This window comes from Methylobacterium sp. Leaf94, from assembly GCF_001426045.1.
Taxonomy (GTDB): Bacteria; Pseudomonadota; Alphaproteobacteria; order Rhizobiales; family Beijerinckiaceae; genus Methylobacterium.
The window spans coordinates 1-26,128 of sequence record NZ_LMRM01000063.1 but is presented as its reverse complement, the minus strand read 5'-3'; the positions used below and the strand labels follow the sequence as shown (position 1 = coordinate 26,128).

The following is a 26,128-nucleotide window of genomic DNA, read 5'->3' as shown; positions in this document are numbered from 1 at the left end:
GGTTAACAAAACATGGTGGCCGGGATGCCGAGCCCCGCACGGGGCGGCGGAGACCAAGGGGGCGACGAAGACCTGCGGCGTCCCGCCCGGAACGAGCGTCACGGGGATCGCCTATCCTGCGTCCGGCAGGCCGGATCGCGCCGGGCCCGGCCCCGGCACGGGCCTGGCAAGACCGAGTCGGCAACACCCGCCCGGGCAACGTCGCCTGGGCAACACGGCCCCGCGAGGGGGGCCGCGCGACCGGCGCTGCGGAGCGAGACCCGACCATGACGAACCGACGCTGCATCCTTCTCGGCGCCCGCGTGCAGGAGGGCGCCGGCCGCCTCGGCTGCGACATGGGGCCGAGCGCCTACCGGGCCGCGGGCCTCGCCGAGACCCTCGGGGGCCTCGGCCTCTCCATCGTCGATGCGGGCGACCTCGCGCCGGCCCTCGCCGAGGAGCGGGCCCATCCCAACGGGGCCCTGCGCCACCTCGGCGCCTTCGCGGCCTGGACCGAGGCCCTGGCCGAGGCCGCCTACCGGCACAGCGCCGAGGGCCTCCCGATCTTCCTCGGCGGCGATCACAGCCTGTCGGCCGGAACCCTGTCGGGGCTCGGGCGCCGCGCGGCGCAGGAGGGGCGGCCTCTGTTCGTGCTCTGGCTGGATGCGCACGCGGATTTCCACACCCTCGACACCACCACGAGCGGCAACCTCCACGGCGTCCCCCTCGCCTACGCCACCGGCCGGCGCGGCTTTTCCGGCTACCTGCCGGCCCCCGCCGCCCCGATCGACCCCCGCAACGTCTGCCTGATGGGCACCCGCAGCCTCGACCCGGCGGAGCGCGTGGCGGTGCTCGAGGCCGGCGTGCTCATCCACGACATGCGCAGCATCGACGAGGTCGGCGTCGTCGCCCCCCTGCGGGCCTTCCTCGGGCAGGTCGCCGCGGCCGGCGGGCGGCTGCATGTCAGCCTCGACGTGGATTTCCTGGACCCCGGCATCGCGCCGGGGGTCGGCACCACGGTGCCGGGGGGCGCGACCTTCCGCGAGGCGCACCAGATCATGGAGATGCTCCACGATTCCCGCCTGGTCGGCAGCCTCGACCTCGTCGAGCTCAACCCGTTCCTCGACGAGCGCGGACGCACGGCCCTCCTCATGGTGGATCTCGCCGCCAGCCTGATGGGCCGGACCGTGCTCGACCGGCCGACGCAGAGCTACTGAGGCGTCCCGCCGCCTCCCGCCGGGGCGCCGGCCGCGTCCCGGGCGGCCCCCCCCAGTCCCCACCGGACACCGACCGTCTGATCCCTTCGGGAGGGCGGATCCGGGCTTCGCTCGAGCGCCGCGCAGGCTCGCCGATACGGCCACCGCTGCGATCGAGCGGAGCCCGTATCAGGGGGGTGTTTGGGTGCGTGGAGCCTCCAGGCCGAGCAGCTGCGCGACCGCGCCCCCCGATCCGCCGATCAGGTCCGCCAGCGTGACCTGGTCGAGCACCGCCAGGAAGGCGTTCAGGGCATCCCCGAGAACCTGCTGCAGGCGGCAGCTCGGGGTCAGGACGCAGGCGGCCCCGGAGAAGCACGCCACCAGGGCGAAATCCTCCTCCGTCGCCCGGACGACCGTGCCGAGGCAGATCTCGGCCGCGGGCCGCCCGAGGCGGAGACCGCCGCCACGGCCGCGCATGGTCCGGATCAGCCCGAGCTGACCCAGCTTGTGCACCACCTTGGTGAGATGGCTCTCCGAGATGCGATAGGCGCGGGCGATCTCCGCCGTGGAACTCCGCCGCTCGCCGTTGACCCCGAGGTAGATCAGGGTGCGGAGGGCATAATCGGTGTGGAGCGTGAGGCGCATGGCGTTCACTCGGACGCGTGAGAGCGAGTCCGTGACGCACCGGCCCCGCGCGGGCCGCCTGGCAGGGGGCGCTTCCCGCGCGCACCGTATCCCGGCGTTGTCTCGGGGGGCGACGTCCCGGGGATCGGACACATGCGGCGGCAAGCCTACCGTTGCGCGACGGACAGAGATCACGGCGTGGATGGATGTGCGACCCTGCGCCTTTGTCGTCTTTTTATCATGGATCGGACGCCTTGGAACGGCACGTTCCGATCCGAATGGGCTTTCGCGCGTGTTCGTCGGGCCGGTTGCAGCCTCGGGGCCGGCACCTCAGTCGGCGGCGCGGGGGGGACGCCGCTGCGCCCAGTCCCGGTCCCGGGCGGCCTGGGCCTCGCGGACCTCGCCGGACCAGTGCTCCCAGTCCGGATCGGCGGCCTGCGGGCGCCGGCGGGCACGAGCCGTTGCCTTCTTGCGCCGCGCCTCGTCCGCCGCCTTCTGCCGCTGCAACTCCTCCACCGTCACCGGTTCCGGGGCGGGCCTGGGCGTCGCCCAGGCGTAGGTCCGCTCGGCGGGCCGGCGCGGCCGGTCGTGGTCCGGGGCGGGGGCCCGGCCGGCGTCCGGGCGACCGGCATCCGCCAGGACGAGCGCGTCGGCGAGGCTGAGACCGGCGGCGGCCGCCACCCGGGTCGCGGCCGCGCGTCCGGCCGCGCGCTCGCCGGGCGTGGCCCCGCGCTCCATCAGTGCGCGACACTTCGCGAACCGGTCGCGATCCAGGATCCGTGCAGCCATGGCCCACCCTACGGCCAAAGGCGACGGCGCGCCCCGGTCGCGTGCGGCCGTCCACAGCGCGGGCCGGGTGCGTCTCGGCACCGCGAAACGGGCCGGAACGCTCCATGGAGGAACCGGGCCCAGGCCCGCAGCCATCGTAGGCGACGATTCGATCCCAACCCGCCGATCCCCACCCGGCCGAGGAGATTCCGATGATTGCCGCAGGTCCGTTTCGCTGGCTCCTGACCCTCGTCGCAATGGTTTCGCCCTTCGCCGCCGCGACCTGCGGCGCCCCCGGCCGGAGCAGCCTCCAGCCGGAAGCCGACACCCACGTGGTGTATCGCCACTTTCTGTAGGCCCTGCTGTAGGCCCTGACGCGTCGACGCCTGCCGCAGGACCCGCTCGACGGGGCTCGGGGGCGCGCGACGGCGTTCAGGCCTGGCCGGCGACGATGGCGGCCCCCTCGATCAGGGAGAACAGGATCCCGGACGCCCGGCGCGCGGCGACGGCCCGGTACCGGCTGGCTGGGCCGGGGGCCTCCGCGCCCCCCTCCAGGCGTTGGACGGTCGAGAACGAGAGCCCGCTGGCCCGGGACAGATCGGTCATGGACCCGTCGAGGAAGGCGCGCGCGGCGCGGATGTGATGCCCTTCGCGGCGCGGCGCCAACCCCACCAGCATCGGGCCCGAGGCACACAGGGGGGGCTGGGGTCTCGGGCACGGACGTCCAGGCGCGGGCCGATCGCTCGACCCGGGAAAACTTACGGCTTCTGCTTTGGATCGTCCGGTTTACGCAGGGACTATACTGGATTTCTCGCGATATCCCTGCTTGCCTAATGTTGGGAAAACGGCTCGGGACGTCCCTCCGCGGGCGGGGCCTCGACTCGCGGTGCGTCGCGTCCCATCCTCCCCGGCCGGGGCGGCGGTTCCGCCCGAACCGTGAGCCCGCGATGCGCCCTGCCGATCCGGCACCGCCGTCAGCCCGCCCCTTCGGTGCGTTCCTGGGGCCGCGTGCCGCGCCGACGCCCCTGCGTCGGCGCCTGACCGCGGAGACCCGCGCGCCCGAGCCCGAGCGCGTCGCCGCCTGCCTGGAGGCGGTGACGACGGATCCCGGGGCCGCGGCGGTCACCGCGCGCCTCGCGCACGCGCTCGTCGGACGCCTGCGCGCCCAGGGCCCGGTCGGCGGAGTCCAGGGCCTGCTGCGGGAATACAGCCTGTCGACGGAGGAGGGCGTGGCCCTGATGTGCCTCGCCGAGGCGCTGCTGCGCATTCCCGATCCGGAGACCCGCGACACGCTGATCCGCGACACGATCGGACAGGGGGACTGGGCGGCCCATCTCGGGCACAGCCCCTCGCTCTTCGTCAACGTGGCCACCTGGGGGCTGGTGCTCACCGGACGCCTCGCCCGCGCCGCGGAGCGCCGCGAGGCGGGGCTGTCCGGCTCCCTCGCCCGGGTCGTCGCCCGGGGCGGCGAGCCCCTGGTCCGCGAGGGCGTCGACCAGGCCATGCGCCTCATGGGCGGCCAGTACGTCGCCGGCGAGACCATCGCGCAGGCCCTGCGCCAGGCCCGCCACCAGGAGGCGCGCGGCTTCACCCACTCCTTCGACATGCTCGGCGAGGCGGCGATGAATGCGGCCGACGCCGCGCGCTACACGGCCGACTACACGCACGCCATCCACGCCATCGGGGCGGCCTCGGCGGGGCGCGGCCTCGTCTCCGGCCCCGGCATCTCGATCAAGCTCTCGGCCCTGCATCCGCGCTACGTCCGCGCCCAGCGGGACCGGGTGATGGCCGAACTCCTGCCCCGCGTCGCCGCCCTGGCCCGCCTCGCCCGCCACGACGACATCGGCCTCACCATCGACGCCGAGGAGGCCGATCGCCTCGATCTCTCCCTCGACATCTTGGAGGCCCTCTGCGCCGACCCGGACCTGGCCGGCTGGAACGGCCTCGGCTTCGTGGTGCAGGCCTACCAGAAGCGGGCGCTGACGCTGGTCGCGGTCCTCGTCGACCTCGCCCGCCGCTCCGGGCGCCGCCTCATGGTCCGCCTCGTCAAGGGCGCCTACTGGGACACCGAGATCAAGCGGGCGCAGGTGGCGGGCCTGGAGGACTTCCCCGTCTTCACCCGCAAGGTCCACACCGACCTGTCGTACCGCGCCTGCGCGGAGCGGATGCTCGCCGCCCCCGACGCGATCTTCCCGCAATTCGCCACCCACAACGCCCAGACCCTGGCCGCCCTCCACACCCTGGCGGGGCCCGACTTCCATCTCGGACGCTACGAGTTCCAGTGCCTGCACGGCATGGGCGAGGCCCTCTACGCGGCGGTGGTGGGACCGGACGGGCTCGACCGCCCCTGCCGGATCTACGCGCCGGTGGGGACCCACGAGACGCTGCTGGCCTACCTCGTGCGCCGCCTCCTCGAGAACGGCGCCAACACTTCCTTCGTCAACCGGGTCGCGGATGCGCGGGTGGCCGTGGCCGACCTCGCCGCCGACCCGGTCGCGGTGGTGCAGGCCGCGCAGCCTCCCGGCGCCCCCCACCCGGCGATCCGAAAGCCCCGCGACCTCGTCCCCGACCGGGTCGCGGCCGCCGGCCTCGACCTGTCCGACGAGCAGGGGCTGGCCGATCTCGCCGGCCGCCTGGCGGCGGAGGGTGCGCGTCTCTGGCGGGCGGTGCCGATGCTGGCCGAGGCCGAGCGCACCGGGCCGGCCCGCGACGTCCGCAACCCGGCCGACCGGGCGGACCGCGTCGGCACCGTGGTGGAGGCCGGGCCGGATGGCCTGGCGGAGGCCCTGGCCCGGGCCGGGACCGGGGCCGCGGCCTGGGCCGCGCGGCCGGGTGCGGCGCGGGCGGCGATCCTGGAGGCGGCGGCCGCGACGCTGAGCGCGCGCCAGCCGGCGCTCATCGCCCTCCTGATCCGCGAGGCCGGCAAGTCGGCCGCCAACGCGCTGGCGGAGGTGCGGGAGGCGGTGGACTTCCTGCGCGACTATGCCGGGCAGGCCCGGGACTTCGCCCCCGCCACGCACCGGCCCCTCGGCGTCGTCGCCTGCATCAGTCCCTGGAACTTCCCCCTGGCGATCTTCACCGGCCAGGTGGCGGCGGCTCTCGCCGCCGGCAACGGTGTCCTGGCCAAGCCCGCCGAGGAGACCCCGCTGGTCGCCGCCGAGGCGGTGCGGATCCTGCGCGCGGCCGGGGTGCCGGCGGGCGCCCTCCAGCTCCTGCCCGGCGGCGGCGAGACCGGGGCCGCCCTCGTGGCCGACCCGCGCGTGAACGGCGTCCTGTTCACCGGCTCCACCGCGGTGGCGGCGGGCATCCAGGCGACCCTCGCGCGGCGCCTCAACCCGGAGGGCCACCCCGTGCCCCTGGTGGCCGAGACCGGGGGGCTGAACGCCCTGGTGGTCGATTCCTCGGCCCTGACCGAGCAGGTGGTGGCCGATACCCTGGTCTCGGCCTTCGATTCCGCCGGCCAGCGCTGCTCGGCCCTGCGCCTGCTGGCGCTGCAGGAGGAGATCGCCGACCGGACCCTGGCCATGCTGAAGGGGGCCCTCGCCGCGTGGCGGGTCGGCAACCCGGACCGGCTGGCCACCGATATCGGGCCGGTGATCGGCGCACAGGCGCGCGACGCCATCGAGGCCCACGTCGCCGCGATGCGCGCCGCCGGATATCCCGTGTACCGGGCGCCCCTGCCGGAGGCCTGCGACCGGGGCACCTTCGTCGCCCCGACCGTGATCGAGATCCCGTCCGTCGCCGCCCTCACCCGCGAGGTCTTCGGCCCGGTGCTGCACGTGGTGCGCTTCGACCGCACCGCCTTCGCGGCGACGATCGCGGCCGTCGACGCCACCGGCTACGGCCTCACCTTCGGCGTCCAGACCCGCCTCGACACGGCGATCGCCCGGGCCTGCGCCCTGAGCGCGGCGGGCAACCTCTACGTCAACCGCAACCTCGTCGGGGCCGTGGTCGGGATGCAGCCCTTCGGCGGGCACGGCCTCTCCGGCACCGGCCCGAAGGCCGGCGGTCCGCTCCTCCTGCGGCGCCTCCTCGCCGCCGCCCCGGCCGGGACCGGCCTTCCGCCCGGGCCGCCCGCCCCGGCGGCCCTCGCCTGGGTCCGGTGGCTGCGCGACCAGGGCCGGCCCGGGGAGGCCGCGGCTGCGGAAGCGCGGATCGCCCAAAGCCCGGTGGGCGGCGGGCTCCGGCTGCCGGGCCCGGTGGGCGAGGAGAACCGCTACGACCTGCATCCGCGCGGCACCATCCTGTGCCGGGCAACGACCGGGCCGGGGCTCGCGGCCCAGATCGGCGCGGCGCTCGCCACCGGCAACCGCGTCGTTCTCAGTCCCACCGCGCCGGCCCAAGTCCTCCTCGCCGCCTTGCCGCACCCCCTGCCGCACGATCTGGACGGCTTCATCCGGGCCGCCGATCCGGAGACCGCCGCCGACGCGGTCCTGTGGGAGGGCGCGTCCGAGGCCCTGACGGCCTTCGCCGCGGCCCTCGCCGCCCGTCCCGGCCCCCTGGTGGCCATCCACCGGCCCCGCCCCGATCCGGCCGCCGGCTCCGAGGCCTACCCGGTCGAGGGCCTCGTCCGCGAGCGCGTGGTCAGCCGCAACACGGCGGCGGCCGGCGGCAACGCCGGCCTGATGACCCTGGACGGGTGAGGGCCGCCGGCGCGATCGGAGACGAAAGCCTCGGGATCGCAGGGGCTTGTGGGCGGATCCGGGCGCCCACGTTGCAATCGGGCGCCAAACCCGCGACCCTGGCGCCCGCATCTTCCCGCCCCGGCCGCCTCTCAGGGCCCCTCATCCGCACCGCATGTCCGCGTTCACCTTCATCCACGCCGCCGACCTGCATCTCGGCAGCCCGCTCAGCGGCCTCGCCCTCAAGGACCCCGACATCGCCCGGCGCTTCGCCTCGGCGGGGCGCCGGGCCTTCGAGGATCTCGTCACCCTGGCGATCGAGCGGAGCGTCGCCTTCCTGATCGTGGCCGGCGACGTCTATGACGGCGACTGGTCCGACAACACCATCGGGCTGTTCTTCGCCCGGCAGGTCGCCCGCCTCGACCGGGCCGGCATCCCCGTCATCCTGGTGCGCGGCAACCACGACGCCGAGAGCGTCATCACCCGCTCGATCACCCTGCCGGACTCCGTGCGCAGCTTCCCGACGAGCCGGGCCGAGACCCACCGCCTCGAGCCCTTCAAGGTGGCGCTGCACGGGCGCAGCTTTCCCAACCGGGCGGTGGAGGAGAACTACGCCCTCACCTATCCGCCCGCCCTGCCGGGCTGGTTCAACATCGGCATCCTGCACACCTCCTGCACCGGCCACGCGGCCCACGCCACCTACGCCCCCTGCTCGGTGGCGGACCTGGCGGGGCGGGGCTACGCCTACTGGGCGCTCGGCCACGTGCACGAGTACGCCGAACTCGCCCGCGACCCCTGGATCGTGTTTCCGGGCAACCTGCAGGGGCGCAGCATCCGGGAGCCCGGCCAGAAGGGCGCCGTCGCGGTGTCCGTCGCCGACGGGCGGGTGCAGGGCGTCGAGCGCCTCATCGTCGACCAGGCCCGATTCCAACCCGTCGACGTCGATCTCTCCGGCGTGGTCGACGAGCGCGCGGCGGTCGCCCGCGTCGAGGCGGCCCTGCGCCCGCTCGCGGAGGCCGCCGCGGCGCGCCTCATCGCCGTGCGGGTGCGCCTGCGGGGGGAGACCCCGGCGCACGACCGCCTGGCGGCCGACCGCGACGGGCTCACCGCCGAGATCCAGGCCGCCGCCCACCGCCTCCACGAGGACATCTGGCTGGAGCGCCTGAAGATCGAGACCGCCCGTCCGCGCCGGCCCGTCGCGGAGGCCCGCCCCGACGCCTTCGCGGCCATCGACCCCGCCACCCTGCTGGCGGCGGTGGACCACGAGCCGGACTTCCGCGCCCGCGCCCGGGCGGCGCTGGCCGAGATCGCCGCCAAGATGCCGGCCGGCCTCGCCGCCGAGGACGACCTCGCCGCCGACCTCGAGGCCCTCTGCGCGGAGGCCGAGGCGGTGATCCTCGGGCGCCTCTCCGGGCGGTCCTGCTGAACGCCGCCCCGTCGAACGACCGCCCGCCGGCAAGCGCCCCCCAAGGGTCCCGAAGCTCTTCCCGAAGCGTCCCCCAAGGTTCCGATGCGTCTCCTCTCCCTCGCCCTCGAACGCTACGGTCCCTTCACGGACCGCACCGTCACGTTCCGCGAGGACGCGCGCCTGCACGTGGTGCTGGGGGCCAACGAGGCTGGCAAGAGCTCGGCGCTCAGCGCCGTCACGGACCTGCTGTTCGGCATCGAGACGCGGACCCGCTACGACTTCCTGCACGACATGCCGCAGATGCGGATCGGCGCCGAGATCCGCGCCGCCGACGGCCGCCGGCTCGGGTTCCGGCGGCGCAAGGGCAACCGGAACACCCTCGTGGACGCCGCCGACGCGGCCCTGCCGGAGGATGCCCTGGCGCCCTTCCTCGGCGGACTGTCCCGCGAGGTGTTCTGCCGCGCCTTCGGCCTCGACGCCCGCGCCCTGCGGGCGGGGGCGGCCGAGATGATGGAGGCCGAGGGCGAGGTCGGTGCCAGCCTGTTCGCGGCGGCCTCGGGCCTGCGCGGCTACAGCGGCCTCCAGGCCGAGCTCGAGACCGAGGCCGCGGGCATCTTCATGCCGCGCGCCGCCCAGAGCCGGACCTTCTACCAGGCGCTCCAGCGCTACGACGAGGCCCGCAAGGCGATCCGCGCCGGGGAGTTGCGGGCGGGCGACTGGCGCGACCTCAACGGCGAGATCGAGGCCGCCGGGGCGGCCCTCGTCGCCCTCAAGGCGGAGCGGGCGCGCATCGCCGCCGAGCAGGCCCGGCTCACCCGCCTGCGCCGGGTCGGCCCGCTTCTCCAGGCCATCGATGCGGCCGCCGCCCGCGCCGAGGCCGAGCCTGGCCTGATCGCGGTGCCGGAGGCCTGGATCGATCGCCTCGGCCAGGCCCTGGCGGCCCTGCGCACCACGGCGGAGGCGGCGGCCCGCACCCGGTCCGCCGCCGCGCAGGCCGCCCTGGCCCTGGAGCAGGTGCCGGTGGAGGAGGGCGTGCTCGCCCGAGCCGACGAGATCCTGGAGGCGTTCCGCGGCACCGACCGCTTCGACAAGGGCGGCATCGATTTGCCCCGCATCCAGGGCGAGGCCGATGCCGTCGCGCGCGAGCTCGCCCAGCTCGCGGCCCGGATCGGCCTGCCGGATGCCGAGGCCCTGCAGGCGCGCCAGCCCTCGGACGCGGCCCGCGCCCGCATCGAGGGCCTGATCCGCGCGGGCCGCGAGGACGCCGCCACGATCGCTCGCCTGCGCCAGGACCTCGCCGCCCGCGAGGCCGAGCGGGACCGCCTCGCCGCCGCCACGGCGGGCGCGGGCGCCCTCGCCGATCCGGCCCCCCTGCGGGCCGACCTGAAGGCCTTCGCGGGCCTGCGCCGCGACCTCGACCGGCGCGACGACCTGGACGCCGCCCTCACCCGCGAGGCGGCCTCGATCCGGACCCAGGCCGGCCGCCTCAGCCCCCCGATCCCGGATCTCGACGCCTACGCCGCCGGACGCCCGCCCTCGGCCGAGGCGGTGGCGCGCTACCGGAGCACCCTCGACGGGGCGCTGCGCGCGCGCGACCGGGCCGCCGACCGCCTGGCGGCGGCGCAGGCGGCGGTGGCCCAGCGCCGCGCCCGCCTGGAGGCGCGCGCCGCCGGTCGGCCGATCCCGAGCCTGGCGGACCTCCTGGCCCTGCGCGCCCGCCGCGACGCCCTCCTGGCCGACCTGCCCGGGGGCGCCCCCGAGATCCTGGCCCGCTTCGGCGCGGCGCTCGCCGCCGCCGACCGGGCGGCCGACGACCTCGTGAGCGACGCCGCCCGGGTGGCCGAGCAGGGGGCCGACACCCGCAGCCTCGCGGCCGAGCAGGCCGAGGCCGCCGCGGCGGACGAGGCCCTCGCCGCCTGCGAGGCGCGGCTGGCCGAGGGCGCCGCCGCCTGGCGGGCGGCCTGGGCCCCCTGCGGGATCGACCCCGCCGCCCCGGCCGAGATGGCCGCCTGGCTCACGGAGGTCGAGACCCTGCAGGATTCCGCGCAAGGGCTGGAGACCACAAGGCTGGAGCAGGCCCGCATGGCCGCCCGGGTCGAGGCCTGCCGGGCGCCCCTGGCGGATCTCAGCCGCCGGGCCGGCCTGCCCGACCTCGACGGCCTCGATCTCGGCCGGATGCTCGCCCGCCTCGAGGACCGGGTCGGCGAACTCGCCCTGCGCTGGGAGGCGGTGCGCGAGGCCAAGACCCGCGCCGAGACCGCCGCGGAGCAGATCGCCCGCACGGCGGCGGCCCTCGCCGAGGCCCTGGCCCGCGAGGCCGCCTGGCGCACGGCCTGGGGGCCCGCCCTCGCCGATCTCGGCCTGGCGGCCGCGGCCACGCCGGACGAGGCCGAGGCGGCTTTGGCCGCCTGGCGCGCGGTGCCGGCGGCCCTGTCCGAGCGCGACAACCGCCTCGGCCGGGTCAACGGCATCGCGCGCGACATCGGGGTCCATCGCGAGGCGGTGGCGCGCCTGACCGCGGCGGTGGCGCCCGATCTCGCCGCCCTGCCCCCCACCGCCGCCATGAAGGCGCTGCACACCCGCCTGCAGGACGCCCTCAGGGGCGAGACCCGCCGGGCGGAGCTGGGGCGCCAGCGCGATGCCGCCGAGGCGGCGCGGGTGCAGGCGGCCCAGGCGGCGCAGGCCGCGGGTGCCGACCTGACCGCCCTCATGGCCGAGGGGGCGGCCGCCGGGCTGCCCCCCGGCACCGACCCGGAGGCGCTCCACGGGCGCCTCACCGCCCGCCGGGCCTGCCAGGCCGAGCTGGCCGAGCGCCGGGCCGAGCTCGCCCGGGCCGCCGACGGCCACGGCGAAGCCGATCTCCGGGCGGACCTCGCCGCCCTCACCGGCGACGACATCGAGGGATCGCTCGCCAACCTGGCGGCGGAGGCCGAGGACCTGGATCAGCGCGGACAGCGGGCCTTCGCCGACCGCGACCGGCACGAGCGCCGTCGCGCCGAGCTGGAGGGGGGCATCGGGGCCGAGCTGGCGCTCGCCCAGCGCAAGGCGGCGGAGGCCGAACTCCAGGCCAATGCCCGGCACTGGGCGGTGCTGAAGCTCGCGAGCCTGATGCTCGGCACCGCCATCGGCCGCCACCGGGCCGGCCAGCAGGACCCGCTGCTCACCCGGTCCGGCACCCTGTTCGGGGCCCTGACCGGAGGCGCCTTCGCGGGCCTCGCCCAGGATTACGACGCCGCCGACACCCCCCGCCTCGCGGGGCGCCGGGCCTCGGGCGAGCTCGTGCCCGTGGAGGGCTTGAGCGAGGGCACCCGCGACCAGCTCTACCTCGCCCTGCGCCTGGCCTACCTGGAGGACTACGCCGCCCGCGCCGAGCCCGCCCCCTTCATCGGCGACGACCTGTTCCTCACCTTCGACGACGCCCGCACCGCCCACGGCCTCGAGGCCCTGGCGGCGGTGGGCGGCACGATCCAGCCGATCCTGTTCACCCACCACCGCCACGTGGCGGACCTGGCCCGGGCGCGCCTGGGGGATGCGGTGGACGTGCTCGACCTGTGAACGGCGCCGCCCCGCTTCGGGCGCGGCGCGCTCAGAACCGGTAGCCGAGGCCGGCGCCCACCATGAGCATGTCCAGGTCGGCCGCCACCCGCACGCCGCCGATCGTGTAGGATTGACGCGGCACGAAGAGGTACTTCACCGCAACGTTCCCGAACCAGTTGCCGCCGAGGTGATAGTCGAAGCCGGCCTGGAGCACGGGGCTGGCCAGCGACCCGAGCGTGAAATCGGGGATCCCCCGCGCCGGGTCGATCGCGATGGGCGTGGTCACGGCGAGGCCGACCCCGAGATAGGGATTGAGACGCGCCCCGGGCAGGAGGTGATACTGGAGGGTCGCCATGGCGGCGGCGTTCCAGACCGATCCGATCGCGACGTCGCCCACCAGCGAGTTCCGGATCTTCGGGCGGGTCCGGATCGGGCCCGCCTGCCCCTCGATGGCGATGTGATCCGTCAGGAAGTACGAGACGTCGCCGTCCGGCAGCAGGGCGGTGGGCGTCTTGCTCTGTCCGCCGATCACGGCGATGTGGGTGCTCTGCTCCGTGGGGATGGTGCCCATAATGCGGCCGCGCACGAGCCAGTCCCCGGCCCGCAAGCCGCGATCGACGCCGACGGGCTCCGCCGCCCGTGCGAGGCCCGCTCCGTCCGCGAGGACGACGGCCAGGAGCGAACCGAGGGACGAGGCGAGCTTCGACATGGGACGTGCTTTCGGAGAGGCCGGACCGCGCGACGCGCTCGGGCGCCGGGGCCCGGGCGGCAGGCCGCCGGGACGGGGCTCGCGCGGCGCACCCGGTCGCGGGGCTGTCCCGGAAAGCTAGGCAGATCGACTGAAGATACTCTTAAGCATGCCCTTTGCCATTTCCTTAATATTGCAGATTTACAGTATTGCAGGACGATTTTCGCGGATATGTATCTGATATAGTGGTGCAAGTGCAATAAATATACCTGATCGTCGTCCCTGGGCATTCGTTGCGTATTCGTATCTGATGAAATGATAAATCCCGTGGCAGCCTCCACAGATGCCGTGATTGTTGTGACGGTGGTGGCGCTGTGTCTGGAGACGGAGTTCTGTGATGCTTGATCTCCACACCCTTCACTTTGCCAGTGCTGCCAGCCGGTGTGCCTACGTCGTCGTCTTTCTCGTCATGGCCCTCAGCCAGCGGCAGCAGACCTTTCTCTGGCAATGGATGGGCGCCATGGGGACGTCGATGGTGGGATCGCTCATCATGATGCACGTCCCGTCGTCCGACGCGCCGCCGGTCTGGATCGCGATGGTCGTCTACTGGCTCTACGCCGGGAGTCTCGTCCTGTGCTGGACGGGCCTGCGCAGCTTCTTCGGCCGCCCCGTGCGGATCGATCTCGGGATCTGTCTCACCGCCCTCCCGGGTCTCCTCTATCCGCTCCTGCTCTCGGCCGGTGTCGCCAACCGCCTGGCGGTCGCGGCCGTGTTCCTCTGCTGCCTCGGGGTCGCCCTCCTGGCCGCCCGCGAGACCGTTCGCCTGTCGCCGGGCGTCGAACGCCTGTGGTCGCAATCCATCGTGACCGTGGCGTTCGGATCCTATGTGCTGGTCTTCCTCGTCTCGATCGGGGTCCTCGTCGGCACCGACTGGCCGACGGCCTCGGCGGAGACCGAGCGCAACTCCATGATCCTGGATCAGGTCATGGGGGTCCTGGCCTATTTCGGCTACATCGCGATGGCCGCCGAGCGCGCCAACCGGACGCTCCTGCGCTTGGCCGAGACGGATCCGCTCACCGGGCTCTCCAACCGCCGCGGCCTGCAGAAGCAGCTGCGCCGCCGCCTTCCGGCCCCGGGCCGGCAGGCGCTGGGCGGGGTCCTGATCCTGGACATCGACCACTTCAAGTCCATCAACGACCGCTACGGCCACGAGAGCGGGGACGCCATCCTGGCGACGTTCGCGGCCCGCGTGCGGGCAACGCTCCGGGCCACGGACCTGATCGCCCGCTGGGGCGGCGAGGAGTTCCTCATCGTTCTTCCGGGCGCCGGTCCGCAGGAACTCCTGCCCGTGGCCGAACGCGTGCGGGCGGCCGTCGCCGAGGAGCCGTTTCCGCATCGGTCCGGGGCCCTGACGGTCACGGTGAGCATCGGAGCCGCCATGATGGGGCTGGACGCGGCGAGCTTCGAGGAGGCGACGCGGCAGGCCGACGCCGCCCTCTACCGGGCGAAGGCCCAGGGGCGGAACCGCGTCTGCTGCGAGCCGAAGGCGGCTCCGACGCCCGGCGCAGTGGGGCGCGCAGTCGGGGGTGGCCTCGGGCAGGCCCGTGCCCTGCCGCTCGCCGATCCGACGCCGCTCGATCCCCCGTTGGTGGACCTGCCGGTCAACGTGCCGGTCGCCGATCTGCCGCACGCCGATCTGCGCCTGGCTTAGGGCGTCCCGGACCTGCTCCGGCCCGAAGACCCCGTCAGGCCCGGCCCGCGTCCCGCAGGCTCGGGGGCCTGGGCCGGCGCCAGATCGCGCGTCCGAGGAGCAGTCCGAGGCGTCGGCAGAACAGCGTCAGACCCAGGCACCAGGCCAGCCCCGTCAGCAGGGCGCTGGCCAGGGCCGCGAGGCCGGCACCGAGGGCCAGGGCGCCGCGGCCGAGGAGCGCCAGGGTGGCGCGGGTGCGGGGGCCGAGGCGCTCGCTGAGGCGGACCGCGCGGGTGACGTCGCCGGGGTCCCGGGCGAGGCCGAGCACCTGCATCACCCCGCGCTGGCCGGTGCGGCGGCCGAGCACGAGGGCATCGCCGGCCAGGTTCGTCAGGCGCGCCACCGTGCCGGGCCGGATGGCGAGGCCGGCGGCGGCCCGCGCGCCGGCGACGTCCAGGCGGGCGGAGGCGGCGACCGCGCCGGCCACGGCCTCGCGATCGAGGCCGGCGCGGACCGTGCGGCCCAGGCTCGCGGCGAGTGCGGGCGAGAGCCGGCCGCCGCGCCGGGCCGCCTTCAGCACGGTCATGCCGGCCCGCCCGCCCGCGCCCGCCCCGGCCGTCCAGGTGGCGACGGTGAGCGGCAGGCCCACCAGCGCCATGCCGAGGAGGAGCGGGTCGTAGGGCTCGGCGCGGGCGTAGCGCCCGCCCTCGCGCAGGAGGTCGCGCAGGTCGCCGAGGCCGGTCACGTCGGCCGCGAGGGTGCCGGCGAGACCCGCCGTCCCCTCCGCGGTGCCCGAGACCGCCCCGGCCGCGAAGTCCCGGGCGGCGCGGCTCATCCGGCCCTGCGCCAGGGCCTCCACGCGGCCCCGGCGGGCCGGATCGACGGGCAGGCCGCGGGTCTCGGCCAGCGCCAGGAAGCTCAGGGCGAGGTCCTCGTCCTCCGCCGCGACCGCGGCATCGAGCCCGGCCTCCAGGCGCTCCGGCGTGGCCGCGCGCTCCAGGCGGATCTCCGCCAGGGCGCCGGGATCGTCGGCCGCCGCGAGGAGGCGGCCCGCGCGCGCGGCGGGTACGAGCACCGGTGCCGCCGCGACCGCCAGGGTCACGCCGGCCGCCAGGAGGCCGATCCAGCCCGCGGCCGCGGAGAACCAGGCCGCACCGCCGCGCAGGCGCATCCGCGTCATGTCCGATCCCGTGCCAATGGTCCGGGTGGAGATGGGGACGCGGCGGGGGACGCGCATCTCCGCCTCCGCCGTCAGGATGCCGCGACGCCGTAGCGCCGGTGCAGGCTGCTCGCGAAGCGGTCGGCGAACTTGGCCGTCGCCACCGGCAGGGTGCGGCCCCGCAGCTGCGCCAGGATCAGCGCCATCGGGGCGAGGTCCCGGGCGTCGATGGGGCGGGAGCGCAGGCGGGGATCGTCGGGGATGCCGCTCGGGACCTGCAGGCTGACCGCGTCCTCGCGCAGGACGAGGTTGCGCAGGAATTCCAGCGAGCTCGACTCGATGGCGGGCCTCAGCGGTGTGCCCCGGCGGCCCAGCGCGTCGTCGAAATGGTGGCGGATGGCGAGCGAGCGGTCCGGCAGGGCCATCGGGTGGGCGAGGCAGTCGCGCAGGCGCACCGGGCCGGTCTCCGCGGCCAGCGGGTGCTCGGCCCGCATCAGCGCGCACAGCGTCTGGCGGCAGGAGAACAGTACCTGCATGTCGGCCGACGGCGGCGGCTGCAGCACCAGGGCGAGGTCGGCCTCGAACTGGGCCAGCGCCGCCACCGCCTGGACGTGATCGCGGACCTGCACGGTGAAGGTCACCTGCGGGAACTGCGCCCGGTAGGCCTCGACCTCGTCCGGCACCACGTGGTTGACGAAGGCCTGGCTGCAGGCCAGCGCCACGTGCCCGCGCCGGACCCCGGACAGGTCGGCGATCTGCGAGCGCACCCGCTCCAGGTCGGCGCGCTGGTCGCGGATGTGGCGCACCAGCAGTTCGCCGGCCGCGTTGAGGCGCATGCCCTGGGCCACCCGCTCGAAGATCGGCGTGCCGAGCTCGTATTCGAGGTCCTGGATCTGCCGGGTCAGGGCGGAGGGCGTGATGTTGAGCCGCTCCGCCGCCCGGCGGATCGCGCCGTGGCGGGCCACCTCGGCCACGTAGGTGAGGATGCGTAGGTGCTTCATCGTGCGGGTCCGCTGGTCCCGCCCCTGTTGCCCGATCGGCAACGGGGCAGTCAAGAAACAGCACTCGCGTGCAACAGGCGATGACCCTAGCCTCGGTGGTCGAGACTTGCCGTCCGGAGCCCCGCCATGATCCGCCGTCGCACCCTCCTGGCCGGCCTCGGCGCCGGCCTCCTGGCCACGCCCCTCGGCCTTCCCCGTCCGGCCCGGGCGCAGGCCCCCACGGTGATCCGGATGGGCTCCCTGAAGCTGATCCACTCGATCGCGCCGCATTTCTACGAGTCGTTCACCCCGGCCGGATACAAGGTCGAGGTCGTGCCGTTCGAGAGCCCCACCGAGTGCAAGAACGCGGTGGTGACGAAGTCGGTGGATTTCGGGACCTTCGGCATCGCCGCCGGCACCCTGGGAGCGGCCGCCGGCGAGCCCCTCGTCATCATCGCCTCGACCTGCAACCGCGGCATGGCGATCATCGCCAGGAAGGATGCGGGCATCGCCGCCCTCAAGGACCTCATGGGCAAGCGCGTCGCCCTGTGGCCCGGCTCGACCCAGGAGGTCTTCGCCCTGGAGCGCCTGCGCCAGGAAGGGATGAGCGTGAAGGACATTACCCCGGTGCGGATCTCGTTCTCGGAGATGCACATCGCCCTGGCGCGCGGCGACATCGACGCCTATGTGGGCGCCGAGCCGGCCCCGGGCGTGAGCCTCGCCAGCGGCGTCGGCAGCCTCGTCGAGTATCCCTACGGGACCGAGATGGGCGCCCTCAACATGGTGTTCGGCGCGCACGCCGACACCACGGCGCAGCGGCCCGAGATCGTCCGCACGATGCTGGAGATCCACCGCAAGGCCACGGAGTTCGCGCAGGGCAACCGCGAGGCGATGATCGCCATGGCGGTGGCCAAGCTCGGGCAGAAGCGGGAGGCGCTGGAACTCTCCGCCCCGAACGTCGAGCTGAAATGGAAGCTCGGTGAGACCGAGGTCGCCCAGGCCAAGGTCTATGCCGACCGCATGCTCGCCCTGAAGCAGATCAAGCGCCTGCCCGATTTTTCGACCTTCATCGACACCCGCTTCGTCGATGCCATGAGGGACGCGTGAGCGCCGCGCCGGCCGCCGTCGCGGCGTCCGTGCCGGCGGCCCCGCCCCGCCCGCGCGTCGCATGGCCCTGGGGGCGCCTGCGCGAGGCGGCCCTGGCCCTGGCGATCCCCGCCGGGCTCGCCGTCATCTGGCATCTCCTGACGACGGGGCGGCCCTACAGCCTGATCCCGCCGCCCGCGGAGGTCTGGACGGCGCTGGTCGACCTCGCCGTGGGGGGCATCAACGACGACGCCTTCAGCGCCACCCTGCTCACCCATCTCGGCGCCTCGCTGTCGCGGGTCTACGGGGGCTTCGCTCTCGCGGTGCTGTTCGCGCTCCCCCTCGGCCTCCTCATCGGGCGGGTGCCGCTGATGCGCCAGCTCCTCGACCCGACCTTCCAGATCCTGCGGCCGGTGCCGGTCACCGCCTGGCTGCCGCTCGCCATGATCCTGTTCGGCCTCGGGCCGCGCTCGGCCTATTTCCTCGTCTTCCTCGGGGCGTTCTACCCCATCCTGGTCAACACCATCTTCGGGGTGCGCTCGGTGGAGCCGCGCCTGTTCGAGGCGGCGGCGATGCTCGGCTGCCGGGGCTCGGCCCAGTTCGCCCGGGTGGTGCTGCCCGCCGCCCTGCCGTCGATCTTCACGGGCCTGCGCCTCGGTCTCGGCTTCGCCTGGGTGGTGATCGTGGTCGGCGAGATGACCGGCGTGCAGACGGGGCTCGGCGCCATCATCATGGAGGCGCGCCAGCTTTCCCGCACCGAGATCGTCATCTGCGGCATGATCGTCATCGGCGTCGCGGGCTTCCTGTCGGACCGGATCGTCATGCTGATCGGCCGCCGCCTCCTGGCCTGGAGTCCGTCTCATGGGTGATCCGACGCTTCCGATTCTCGAGATCCGCGACGTCGGCAAGACCTTCGCGGTCCAGGGCAGGACGGTGACCGCCCTGAAGGGGGCCAACCTCACGGTGACGCGGGGCGAGTTCGTCTGCCTGCTGGGCGCCTCGGGCTGCGGCAAGTCCACCCTGCTGCGCATCGCCGCCGGCTTCGAGGCGCCCTCCTCCGGCGAAGCGTGCATGTGGGGCAAGCCCATCGCCGGCCCCGACCCGTCGCGCGGCATGGTCTTCCAGGATTACGGCCTGTTCCCCTGGCTCTCGGTCCGCGACAACATCGGATTCGGTCCGAAATCCCGCGGGCGCCCTGCGCCTGAGATCCGCGACACGGTGGCCCGCTACATCGACCTCGTGGGCCTCGGCCCCTTTGCGGACGCGCATCCCCACCAGCTCTCGGGGGGCATGAAGCAGCGCGTCGCCATCGCCCGGGTGCTGGCCAACGAGGCGGAGGTGGTGCTGATGGACGAGCCCTTCGGGGCGCTCGACGCCATGACCCGCGAGCGCCTGCAGGACGAGCTCCTCGAGCTCTGGAGCCGCACGGGCCTGACCGTGCTGTTCGTCACCCACGCCATCGAGGAGGCGATCTTCCTCGCCGACCGCGTCGTGGTGATGTCGCCGAGCCCCGGCCGGATCGACGCCGTGCACGACATCGCCCTGCCCCGCCGCCGCGACGTCTCGAGCCCGGCCTTCAACGACATCCGCCGGATGCTCTCGGCCCAGCTCCACAGCCATCACGGCCGCGTCGCCGCGTGAGGCGCTGACGTCCGGAACGGGTCCCTCTCCCCCTCGAGGGGAAGGGGAACGGGCAGCGCCCGCCGCCCTCCACATGTCCAACCCCTGGTGCCGCGCCGAGCCCGCATGACCGAACCGGATTTGTCGGACCCCCGCCGCCCCGAGCGCCGCCTCGCCTACCGGGCCGCCTTCGACCGGCCGCGCCTCGTCCTGCCGAAGGGCAAGCACGTGGCGATCTGGCCGGTGGTGAATGTCGAGCACTGGCTCATCGACAACCCGATGCCGCGCCAGATCCTGGTGGCGCCGACCGGCGCGCCCCTCCTGCCCGACCTCGCCAACTGGGGCTGGCACGAATACGGGATGCGCGTCGGGTTCTGGCGCTTCCTCGCGGCGTTCCAGGCGCGCGGGGTCCGCCCGACCCTGTCGGTCAACGGCTCGGTCTGCGAGGCCTATCCCCGCGTGGCGCACGAAGCCCACGCCGCGGGCTGGGAGTTCATGGGCCACGGCTTCCACCAGGTCCCGACCCACCGCATCGCGGACGAGCCCGCAATGATCGCCCGGACCCTGGCGGCGATCCGCGCCGTGACGGGGACGAACCCGCGCGGCTGGCTCGGGCCCGGCCTGACCGAGACCCTCGACACCCCGGACCACCTCGCCGCCGCCGGTCTCGACTATGTGGGCGACTGGGTGGTGGACGACCGGCCCAGCCGCATCGCCACCGCGACGCGCCCGCTCATCGCCCTGCCCTACTCGGTGGAGCTGAACGACATCCCCCTGCTGGCGATCCAGCATCACCGTGCCGACGAGTTCGTGGCCCGGGCGCTGGCCCAGGTCGAGCGCCTCGCCGCGGAGGCGGCCGGCGACGGGCCGCTGGGCGGCGCCAAGGTGATGGGATTCGCCCTCCACCCCTACATCACCGGCGTCCCCCACCGCATCGGGCTGCTGGAACGGCTCCTCGACGCGCTCCTCGCCCGCGACGACGTCTGGTTCGCCCAAGGGGGCGAACTCGTGGACTGGTATCGGGGAACCGGCGATGAGGCTTGAGACCGACGGGACGCCGCCGACGGACTGGCGGGACCTCGACCGCGCGGCCCTGAGCCGGGCCTACGACAATGCGGGGGCGGTCGCCGACAGCGCCGCCCGCCTCGCCGACTGGAGCGCGCGCAGCGCCGCCCTCCGGGCCCGCCCGGGCCACACCCTCGATCTCCCCTACGATCCGGGGCCGCCCCACGCTGCCGGCCCCCGGAATCGGATCGACCTGTTCGCCTGCGGACGGGCCGGCGCCCCGCTGCTGGCCTTCATCCATGGCGGCTACTGGCAGCGGAACGCCAAGGAGGGCTTCGCCTGTCTGGCCGAGGGGCCGCTCGCCCTCGGCCTCGACGTGGCCCTGATCGGCTACACCCTGGCGCCGGAGGCGTCGCTGACCCGGATCGCGGACGAGATCCGGGCGGCCCTGCGCGCCCTGCGGGCGCACGATGCCGCCGTGGGCCTGGGGCGTCGGCGCCTCGTGGTTTCCGGCTGGTCGGCGGGCGGGCACCTCGCCGCCCTGGCGCTGGACGGGCCGGACGCCGATGCCGGCCTCGCGATCAGCGGGATCTACGATCTCGCGCCCATCCGCCGGACGTCCCTCGACGACGCGCTCCGGCTCACGCCCGGGGAGGTGGAGGCGCTGTCGCCGATCCGCCTGGCCCCCCGCCGCTTCGTCCCCCTGGTGGTCGCTTACGGGGCCGACGAACTGCCCGAACTTCGGCGCCAGTCGAAGGCCTACGCCGCGGCGCGCGCGGCGGTGGAGCCCGAGACCCGCTGCGTCGCGCTCGACGGCGCAGATCATTTCTCGATCCTCGAGGCCCTGGCGCATCCGGACGGGCGCCTGGCCCGCATCGCCGCCGCGTTGGGCTATTCCTGAGTCGTCCCGGACGCGAATCGCCCTGCCTTCGCCCGGTCGGCCCCTCCTCCGACCCGCCTCGGCTCAGGGCAGGCCACGCATCGTGAACCGCTGATCGTGAACCGCTCATGGAAAGTTAATGCACGGCCCCGTCGATGCGGCATAGCTTCGGCTTCGGACGCGCAGGCCCGCGCACTTACGCCCTCGGGACGACGGGGATGCGGTGCAGGTCCCGCCCGTCCGCATCCCGGATCACGAGATCCCAGGCGCCCTCGACATGGACCAGTTCGCCGCCCCTGCGAAGTTCCTCGATGACCAGCGCGGCCTGGGCGATGGCCTCGGCGAGGTCGGCCGCTTCGGCGCCCCTCGCGTCGGGCATCGTCGTCCGGCCATCGGTGAGATCGAAATGGAAGCGCATCGGGGAAATGGCCCTCGGGACGCAGGGACGAGCATGGGCCTGTCGCCCCCGCTGACCTGCCGCCCGAACCGCCGCACGTCCGTTCCAGGCCGGAAGGGATCCAGGTCTCAGGGTACGGGCGACGGGACAGTCAAAGGGAGGCCGTGGCGTGCTCAGTATCGGATATCGTTGCTCAATCCCGATTAACTTCAGGTAGAATTAAGCGCTTCATTCATCGAAGATGCAATTGGCGAATGGGATGCGCAATTGCGCTAGAAGCAGGTATTGACAATCGGTCTGGAATAATACTTTTTGTCTTTTGTGCACTGCAAAAATGCGTCGTGGCATTGAGGGGCGCTGCCGATGAGCGGGTTCGACGGATATCTTGCAGGTCCCGGAAGCGAGAGGGCAGGAACCGAGACCCTGCCGGACGAGCGGGTCCTGGCGCTCCGCGCCCATCTCCGGGCCGTCCTTCGAAGCCTGATGTCCGCGATCCAGCCGGCCTGCTGATCCCTCCCGCCAGCGCACGGGCCATCCCCCGTTCAGGCGCAGCGGCCTTCGCGCAGGCCGGGGCCATCCGGCTTCCGGCGAGACGAAGGCCTCGCGCCACGTTTTCTTTTTCTCGCCAGGCCTTACTTCTCGCACTAAGCGTTACTTTTCTCGCCAGGCCTTGGCGATCTGGTCGGTGAGCGGCTTGGTGAGGTAGCTGAGCACCGAGCGGTTACCGAGCTGCATGAAGGTCTCGACCGGCATGCCCGGGACGAGGCGGGCGGTGCCGAGGCGCTCCTTCTGGTCCTCCGGCACGCGGATGCGGGCCGTGTAGTAGCTCATCCCGGTCTTCGGATCGGAGGTGACGTCGGCCGAGACCCGCGACACCACCCCGTCGATCTCCGGCGTGGTGCGCTGATTGAAGGCCGAGAAGCGCAGCACTGCCGCCTGGTCGAGGCGGACATTGTCGATGTCCTGCGGCTGGATCTTCACCTCCACCGCGAGCTGGTCCGCCTCCGGCACGATCAGCATGGCGGGCTCGGAGGGCGTCACCAGGCCGCCGATCGTGTGCACCGTCATCTGGTGCACCGTGCCCGATTGCGGGGCGCGCATGTCGACACGCTTGAGCTGGTCCTCGGCGGCCACGCGCTTCTCGACGTATTCCGACCACTTGCCCCGGATCTCGGCGAGGTCCTTGCCGGTCTCGGTGCGCATGTCGCCGTCGATCTGAAGGATCTGCAGCTCGGTCTCGGCGATCTTGCCGCGTGCCGAGGCCGTCGAGGCGAGGAGCTGCCCGCGCTCGCCGTCGAGGCGCGCGGCGTCGCGCTCGAGGGCGTTGACCCGGGCCAGGGGCACCAGGTTCTTGGCGTAGAGCTCCCGCACGCCCTGCAACTCGCCGGTGATGAAGCCGACCTCGCGGGCCTTGGCCGCGACCTGCTCGGTCAGGCCCTTGATCTCCTCGCGCAGCTGCTGGACGCGCTCGCGCAGCTGCGCCTTCTGGCCCTCGCGGCCGGCCACGCGGGACCTGAACAGCCGGGTCTCGCCCTCGATCAGGTGGGCCACCGAGGGATCGCTGTCCTTGCGGGCCAGCAACTCGGGCGGGAAGGCGATGGTGGCGGCGCCGTCGCGCTCGGCCTCGTCGCGGGCGCGCCGGGCGGAGAGCTCGTCGAGGGCCTTCAGGATGATGTCGAGGTTGGCCCGGGTCTGGGTCTCGTCGAGACGGATCAGGATGTCGCCGGCCTTGACGCGCATGCCGTCGTGGACCCGCAGCTCGCCGACGACGCCGCCGGTGGGGTGCTGCACCTTCTTCACGTCGGTTTCGACCACGAGCTGGCCCGGCGCGATCACGGCGCCGGAGATCTGGGTGAAGGTGGCCCAGCCGCCCACGCCCACCACCAGCACCGCGCCCAGGGCGAGGCCGAGGGCGAGGTGGCGGCGGATCGAGCCCTGCGCGGTGGGACGCGGGGCCGTGAGGGCGGGATGCAGGTCGACGGGGCTGAGGGCGACGGACATCATGCACTCTCCTGCAGGGCGCCGGGGCCGGCCTGCGTGTCCACGGGGCGGGCCTCCACGGGGACCGAGGCCGGACGCAGCACGCGCTTGAGGACCTCGTCCTTCGGCCCGAAGGCCTGGGCCCGGCCCTCCGCCATCATCAGGATGAGGTCGACCGCGCCGAGGGCGGACGGCCGGTGGGCGATGACGATGCAGATGCCGCCGCGGCGGCGCACCCCGATGATCGCCTGGGTCAGGGCGTTCTCGCCCTCCGCGTCGAGATTGGCGTTGGGCTCGTCGAGGATGACCAGGAAGGGATCGCCGTAGAGGGCCCGGGCCAGGCCGACGCGCTGGCGCTGGCCGGCGGAGAGGCCGGCACCGCCCTCGCCGATGCGGGTGTCGTAGCCCTCCGACAGGCGCAGGATCAGCTCGTGCACGCCGGCCGCGCGGGCGGCCGCGATCACGGCGTCGGAGGGGGCCTGCGGATCGAAGCGGGCGATGTTCTCCGCCACCGTGCCGGCGAACAGCTCCACCTCCTGGGGCAGGAAGCCGATATGGGGGCCGAGATCGTCGGCCGACCATTGGTCGAGGGCGGCGCCGTCGAGGCGCACCTTCCCGCGCACGGCCGGCCAGACCCCGACGAGGGCGCGCACCAGGCTCGACTTGCCCGAGGCCGAGGGGCCGATGACGCCGAGGCCCTGGCCGGCCTGAAGGGCGAAGCTGACGTCCTGGACCACGAGGCGGGGGGTTCCGGGCGGGGCGACGCTGACGCTCTCGACCTGAAGCGCGCGGGATGGCGCCGGGAGCGCGTGCGGCTGCGCGCCGGCGGGCATGCGGGCGAAGAGCTCGGAGAGGCGGGCCCAGGACTGGCGGGCCTGGACGAAGCTCTTCCAGTTGGCGATGGCGAGCTCCGCCGGGGCCAGGGCCCGGGCCACCAGGATCGAGGAGGCGATGATGATGCCGGCGGAGGCCAGACCGTTGATCACGAGGTAGGCGCCCAGCGCCAGCACCCCGGACTGCAGGGCGGTGCGGAACACCTTGGAGCCGGCGCCGTAGCCGCCGGCGATGTCGGAGGCGCGCTGCTGGGACTGCATGTAGTCGCGGTTGGCCAGGGCCCAGCGGGTGCCGAAGCGCCCCTGCATGCCCATGGCGGCCAAGACCTCGGCGTTGCGGCGGCCGGCCTCGGCCAGGCCGTTCCGACGCAGGCCGTGGGCGGTGGCGGTCTGGGCCGGATGCCGGGTCGCCCGGTCGGTGAGAAGGCCGAGGGTGGCGAGGACGGCCGCGCCCACGAGGGCGGCGACGCCGATCAGGGGATGGAACAGGAAGCAGATCAGCAGATAGATCGGCATCCAGGGGAGATCGAAGAAGGCAGAGGGGCCCGAGCCGCCGAGGAAGGCGCGCAGCTGGTCGAGGTCGCGCAGGGGCAGGAGGCCGTCGCCGGGGGCGGCCCCCTTCAGGGGCGCGCGCACCACGATGTCGAAGACTCGCCCGCTCAGGGATTCGTCCAGGGCGGCACCGATGCGGGCCAGGATGCGCGAGCGCAGGGCTTCGAGAAGTCCCTGGAAGATGTAGAGCACGAAGGCCAGGATGCAGAGGCCGATCAGGGTTGGCACCGACCGGCTCGGGATCACCCGGTCGTAGACCTCGAGCATGAAGAACGAGCCGGTGAGATAGAGCACGTTCACGAGCCCGCTCATGGCGGCCACGCCGATAAAGGCCGTCCGGCACTGCGCCAGTGCCGAGGCCAGCTCGGCGGAATCCCGGGCCTGCGTCACGATCTGCTTCCTTCCCGGCGAGACCGGTGCGGCCCGCCCCTCTCCACAACTGTATTTTGAGCGAGCCACTTAGTCGTTGCAAGTGTCTCCGCGCGCTGATGCTCCCTCGTGCGCGCCCGTAATCAGTCGGGATTACATCTGATACCGAAGCGGAGCGCGCTGCGAGGTCGGAGCAAAGACGCCCCGCGACGCGGCCGCGGCGCATTCCATAGGCATGTGGCAATCATGTGAAGATGCGGTGAATGCGCCCTCCGCCGAGATTCGGACCGATCGGGGCCGCGGCGGCACAATCCGCCGTGGACGGGCCGAGACCGCCCCTCCCCCGCCGATCGGCACCGTGCGAGAGTACAGCCGGATAGAGGTGGGGGGCGACGCATGGGGGCCCTGCGCGCCCGACCCGGCGGTCGCTGGGGCGCCTTGCGCATGGGCGTCGTAAAAATGTGATGTTGGGTGTTGACGGCCCCGGCCGGCGCCCGTATACCCCGGCTCATCGGCGCCGGCCAACGGGTTTGGCGGCGCACCGACGCTTCTGCAGAGACTTTCGGATGGGGATCCGGCGAAGAGCTGGATGACCAACTGTTTTTGTCTGTAGTGGCATTGGGACCGAACGGTTCGTGTTCGGTACAATGTTCTTTGACAAGTGAATCTGAGAAAGAGAAGCGTGGGCGGCGATTTTGCTCTTGCGGATCCTCTGTGAAGAGGATTGTGAGACGATTGCTGACACGTTTCGAGAG

General features: G+C 73.7%; 20 protein-coding genes. 11 read left to right on the top strand and 9 right to left on the bottom strand.

Features of this window, described 5'->3' with window-relative positions:
* Positions 1–266 precede the first annotated feature (266 nt).
* Complete coding sequence (gene rocF / locus ASG63_RS22005; RefSeq protein WP_056221869.1) at positions 267–1,196, top strand: arginase; 930 nt, start codon at positions 267–269, stop codon at positions 1,194–1,196.
* Positions 1,197–1,364: 168 nt separating this feature from the next.
* On the opposite strand, the gene ASG63_RS22000 is transcribed toward rocF, so the two are convergent.
* A complete protein-coding gene (locus tag ASG63_RS22000; protein WP_056221865.1) occupies positions 1,365–1,820 on the bottom strand; it encodes an RrF2 family transcriptional regulator in 456 nt (151 codons plus the stop codon).
* Positions 1,821–2,129: 309 nt separating this feature from the next.
* Positions 2,130–2,588, bottom strand: coding sequence for a hypothetical protein (locus tag ASG63_RS21995; protein ID WP_056221862.1), 459 nt, complete (start codon positions 2,586–2,588; stop codon positions 2,130–2,132).
* A gap of 191 nt (positions 2,589–2,779) precedes the next feature.
* Between ASG63_RS21995 and ASG63_RS25735 the strand changes: the two genes are divergently transcribed.
* Positions 2,780–2,923 (top strand): hypothetical protein, encoded by a 144-nt coding sequence (locus tag ASG63_RS25735; RefSeq protein ID WP_156394310.1) that lies wholly within the window; start codon positions 2,780–2,782, stop codon positions 2,921–2,923.
* 76 nt (positions 2,924–2,999) lie between these two features.
* Here ASG63_RS25735 and ASG63_RS21990 read toward each other — a convergent pair whose 3' ends face one another.
* A complete protein-coding gene (locus ASG63_RS21990) occupies positions 3,000–3,173 on the bottom strand; it encodes a hypothetical protein (protein WP_200941272.1) in 174 nt (57 codons plus the stop codon).
* Positions 3,174–3,514: 341 nt separating this feature from the next.
* On the opposite strand from ASG63_RS21990, the gene putA reads away from it, so the two are divergent.
* The 3 genes from putA (at position 3,515) to ASG63_RS26910 (ending at position 12,152) form a co-directional block, all read left to right on the top strand.
* Positions 3,515–7,210: a bifunctional proline dehydrogenase/L-glutamate gamma-semialdehyde dehydrogenase PutA gene (putA, locus tag ASG63_RS21985; RefSeq protein ID WP_056221854.1), complete on the top strand. Its 3,696-nt coding sequence runs from the start codon at positions 3,515–3,517 to the stop codon at positions 7,208–7,210.
* Positions 7,211–7,364: 154 nt separating this feature from the next.
* Complete coding sequence (locus ASG63_RS21980) at positions 7,365–8,615, top strand: metallophosphoesterase family protein (RefSeq protein WP_056221851.1); 1,251 nt, start codon at positions 7,365–7,367, stop codon at positions 8,613–8,615.
* 84 nt (positions 8,616–8,699) lie between these two features.
* Positions 8,700–12,152, top strand: a complete 3,453-nt coding sequence (locus ASG63_RS26910) for a YhaN family protein (protein ID WP_056221848.1) — start codon at positions 8,700–8,702, stop codon at positions 12,150–12,152.
* A 31-nt stretch (positions 12,153–12,183) separates the two neighbouring features.
* On the opposite strand, the gene ASG63_RS21970 is transcribed toward ASG63_RS26910, so the two are convergent.
* Entirely contained in the window at positions 12,184–12,843 is a 660-nt protein-coding gene (locus ASG63_RS21970) for an OmpW/AlkL family protein (protein ID WP_056221845.1), read from the bottom strand.
* Positions 12,844–13,219: 376 nt separating this feature from the next.
* Here ASG63_RS21970 and ASG63_RS21965 point away from each other — a divergent pair, with 376 nt between their 5' ends.
* Entirely contained in the window at positions 13,220–14,533 is a 1,314-nt protein-coding gene (locus ASG63_RS21965; RefSeq protein ID WP_056221842.1) for a GGDEF domain-containing protein, read from the top strand.
* Positions 14,534–14,567: 34 nt separating this feature from the next.
* Here the strand turns inward: ASG63_RS21965 and ASG63_RS21960 are convergent, their stop codons facing one another.
* The gene (locus ASG63_RS21960; protein WP_056221839.1) at positions 14,568–15,749 is read right to left on the bottom strand and encodes a hypothetical protein; all 1,182 of its coding nucleotides are present in this window, start codon (positions 15,747–15,749) and stop codon (positions 14,568–14,570) included.
* Positions 15,750–15,763: 14 nt separating this feature from the next.
* Positions 15,764–16,672 carry a LysR family transcriptional regulator gene (locus ASG63_RS21955; protein WP_056221836.1) on the bottom strand — a complete coding sequence of 303 codons (909 nt, stop codon included), beginning with the start codon at positions 16,670–16,672 and terminating at the stop codon, positions 15,764–15,766.
* A 126-nt stretch (positions 16,673–16,798) separates the two neighbouring features.
* Between ASG63_RS21955 and ASG63_RS21950 the strand changes: the two genes are divergently transcribed.
* From ASG63_RS21950 to ASG63_RS21930, 5 genes are all read left to right on the top strand, one after another.
* Positions 16,799–17,758, top strand: a complete 960-nt coding sequence (locus ASG63_RS21950) for an ABC transporter substrate-binding protein (protein WP_056221833.1) — start codon at positions 16,799–16,801, stop codon at positions 17,756–17,758.
* Positions 17,755–18,606: an ABC transporter permease gene (locus ASG63_RS21945; protein ID WP_056221830.1), complete on the top strand. Its 852-nt coding sequence runs from the start codon at positions 17,755–17,757 to the stop codon at positions 18,604–18,606. The genes ASG63_RS21950 and ASG63_RS21945 overlap by 4 nt, the downstream gene beginning before the upstream one ends.
* Complete coding sequence (locus ASG63_RS21940; RefSeq protein WP_056221828.1) at positions 18,599–19,378, top strand: ABC transporter ATP-binding protein; 780 nt, start codon at positions 18,599–18,601, stop codon at positions 19,376–19,378. The genes ASG63_RS21945 and ASG63_RS21940 overlap by 8 nt, the downstream gene beginning before the upstream one ends.
* A 105-nt stretch (positions 19,379–19,483) precedes the next feature.
* Complete coding sequence (locus tag ASG63_RS21935) at positions 19,484–20,401, top strand: polysaccharide deacetylase family protein (RefSeq protein ID WP_056221824.1); 918 nt, start codon at positions 19,484–19,486, stop codon at positions 20,399–20,401.
* Complete coding sequence (locus ASG63_RS21930) at positions 20,391–21,263, top strand: alpha/beta hydrolase (RefSeq protein ID WP_056221822.1); 873 nt, start codon at positions 20,391–20,393, stop codon at positions 21,261–21,263. Before ASG63_RS21935 ends, ASG63_RS21930 begins: the two co-directional genes overlap by 11 nt.
* A 175-nt stretch (positions 21,264–21,438) precedes the next feature.
* On the opposite strand, the gene ASG63_RS21925 is transcribed toward ASG63_RS21930, so the two are convergent.
* The 3 genes from ASG63_RS21925 to ASG63_RS21915 all read right to left on the bottom strand — a co-directional run bounded on the left by ASG63_RS21925 (position 21,439) and on the right by ASG63_RS21915 (position 25,397).
* Complete coding sequence (locus ASG63_RS21925; RefSeq protein WP_056221819.1) at positions 21,439–21,660, bottom strand: DUF6894 family protein; 222 nt, start codon at positions 21,658–21,660, stop codon at positions 21,439–21,441.
* Positions 21,661–22,290: 630 nt separating this feature from the next.
* On the bottom strand, positions 22,291–23,640 hold the full coding sequence (locus ASG63_RS21920) for an HlyD family type I secretion periplasmic adaptor subunit (RefSeq protein WP_056221817.1): 1,350 nt from the start codon (positions 23,638–23,640) through the stop codon (positions 22,291–22,293).
* Positions 23,640–25,397: a type I secretion system permease/ATPase gene (locus tag ASG63_RS21915; protein ID WP_407067277.1), complete on the bottom strand. Its 1,758-nt coding sequence runs from the start codon at positions 25,395–25,397 to the stop codon at positions 23,640–23,642. Before ASG63_RS21915 ends, ASG63_RS21920 begins: the two co-directional genes overlap by 1 nt.
* Between the last annotated feature and the right edge of the window lie 731 nt (positions 25,398–26,128).

Excerpts from the sequence above, each read along its gene's own strand:
- rocF (WP_056221869.1), top strand. The coding sequence starts at position 267 with ATGACGAACCGACGCTGCATCCTTCTCGGCGCCCGCGTGCAGGAGGGC.
- ASG63_RS22000 (WP_056221865.1), bottom strand. The coding sequence starts at position 1,820 with ATGCGCCTCACGCTCCACACCGATTATGCCCTCCGCACCCTGATCTAC.
- ASG63_RS21995 (WP_056221862.1), bottom strand. The coding sequence starts at position 2,588 with ATGGCTGCACGGATCCTGGATCGCGACCGGTTCGCGAAGTGTCGCGCA.
- ASG63_RS25735 (WP_156394310.1), top strand. The coding sequence starts at position 2,780 with ATGATTGCCGCAGGTCCGTTTCGCTGGCTCCTGACCCTCGTCGCAATG.
- ASG63_RS21990 (WP_200941272.1), bottom strand. The coding sequence starts at position 3,173 with ATGACCGATCTGTCCCGGGCCAGCGGGCTCTCGTTCTCGACCGTCCAA.
- putA (WP_056221854.1), top strand. The coding sequence starts at position 3,515 with ATGCGCCCTGCCGATCCGGCACCGCCGTCAGCCCGCCCCTTCGGTGCG.
- ASG63_RS21980 (WP_056221851.1), top strand. The coding sequence starts at position 7,365 with ATGTCCGCGTTCACCTTCATCCACGCCGCCGACCTGCATCTCGGCAGC.
- ASG63_RS26910 (WP_056221848.1), top strand. The coding sequence starts at position 8,700 with ATGCGTCTCCTCTCCCTCGCCCTCGAACGCTACGGTCCCTTCACGGAC.
- ASG63_RS21970 (WP_056221845.1), bottom strand. The coding sequence starts at position 12,843 with ATGTCGAAGCTCGCCTCGTCCCTCGGTTCGCTCCTGGCCGTCGTCCTC.
- ASG63_RS21965 (WP_056221842.1), top strand. The coding sequence starts at position 13,220 with ATGCTTGATCTCCACACCCTTCACTTTGCCAGTGCTGCCAGCCGGTGT.
- ASG63_RS21960 (WP_056221839.1), bottom strand. The coding sequence starts at position 15,749 with ATGCGCGTCCCCCGCCGCGTCCCCATCTCCACCCGGACCATTGGCACG.
- ASG63_RS21955 (WP_056221836.1), bottom strand. The coding sequence starts at position 16,672 with ATGAAGCACCTACGCATCCTCACCTACGTGGCCGAGGTGGCCCGCCAC.
- ASG63_RS21950 (WP_056221833.1), top strand. The coding sequence starts at position 16,799 with ATGATCCGCCGTCGCACCCTCCTGGCCGGCCTCGGCGCCGGCCTCCTG.
- ASG63_RS21940 (WP_056221828.1), top strand. The coding sequence starts at position 18,599 with ATGGGTGATCCGACGCTTCCGATTCTCGAGATCCGCGACGTCGGCAAG.
- ASG63_RS21935 (WP_056221824.1), top strand. The coding sequence starts at position 19,484 with ATGACCGAACCGGATTTGTCGGACCCCCGCCGCCCCGAGCGCCGCCTC.
- ASG63_RS21930 (WP_056221822.1), top strand. The coding sequence starts at position 20,391 with ATGAGGCTTGAGACCGACGGGACGCCGCCGACGGACTGGCGGGACCTC.
- ASG63_RS21925 (WP_056221819.1), bottom strand. The coding sequence starts at position 21,660 with ATGCGCTTCCATTTCGATCTCACCGATGGCCGGACGACGATGCCCGAC.
- ASG63_RS21920 (WP_056221817.1), bottom strand. The coding sequence starts at position 23,640 with ATGTCCGTCGCCCTCAGCCCCGTCGACCTGCATCCCGCCCTCACGGCC.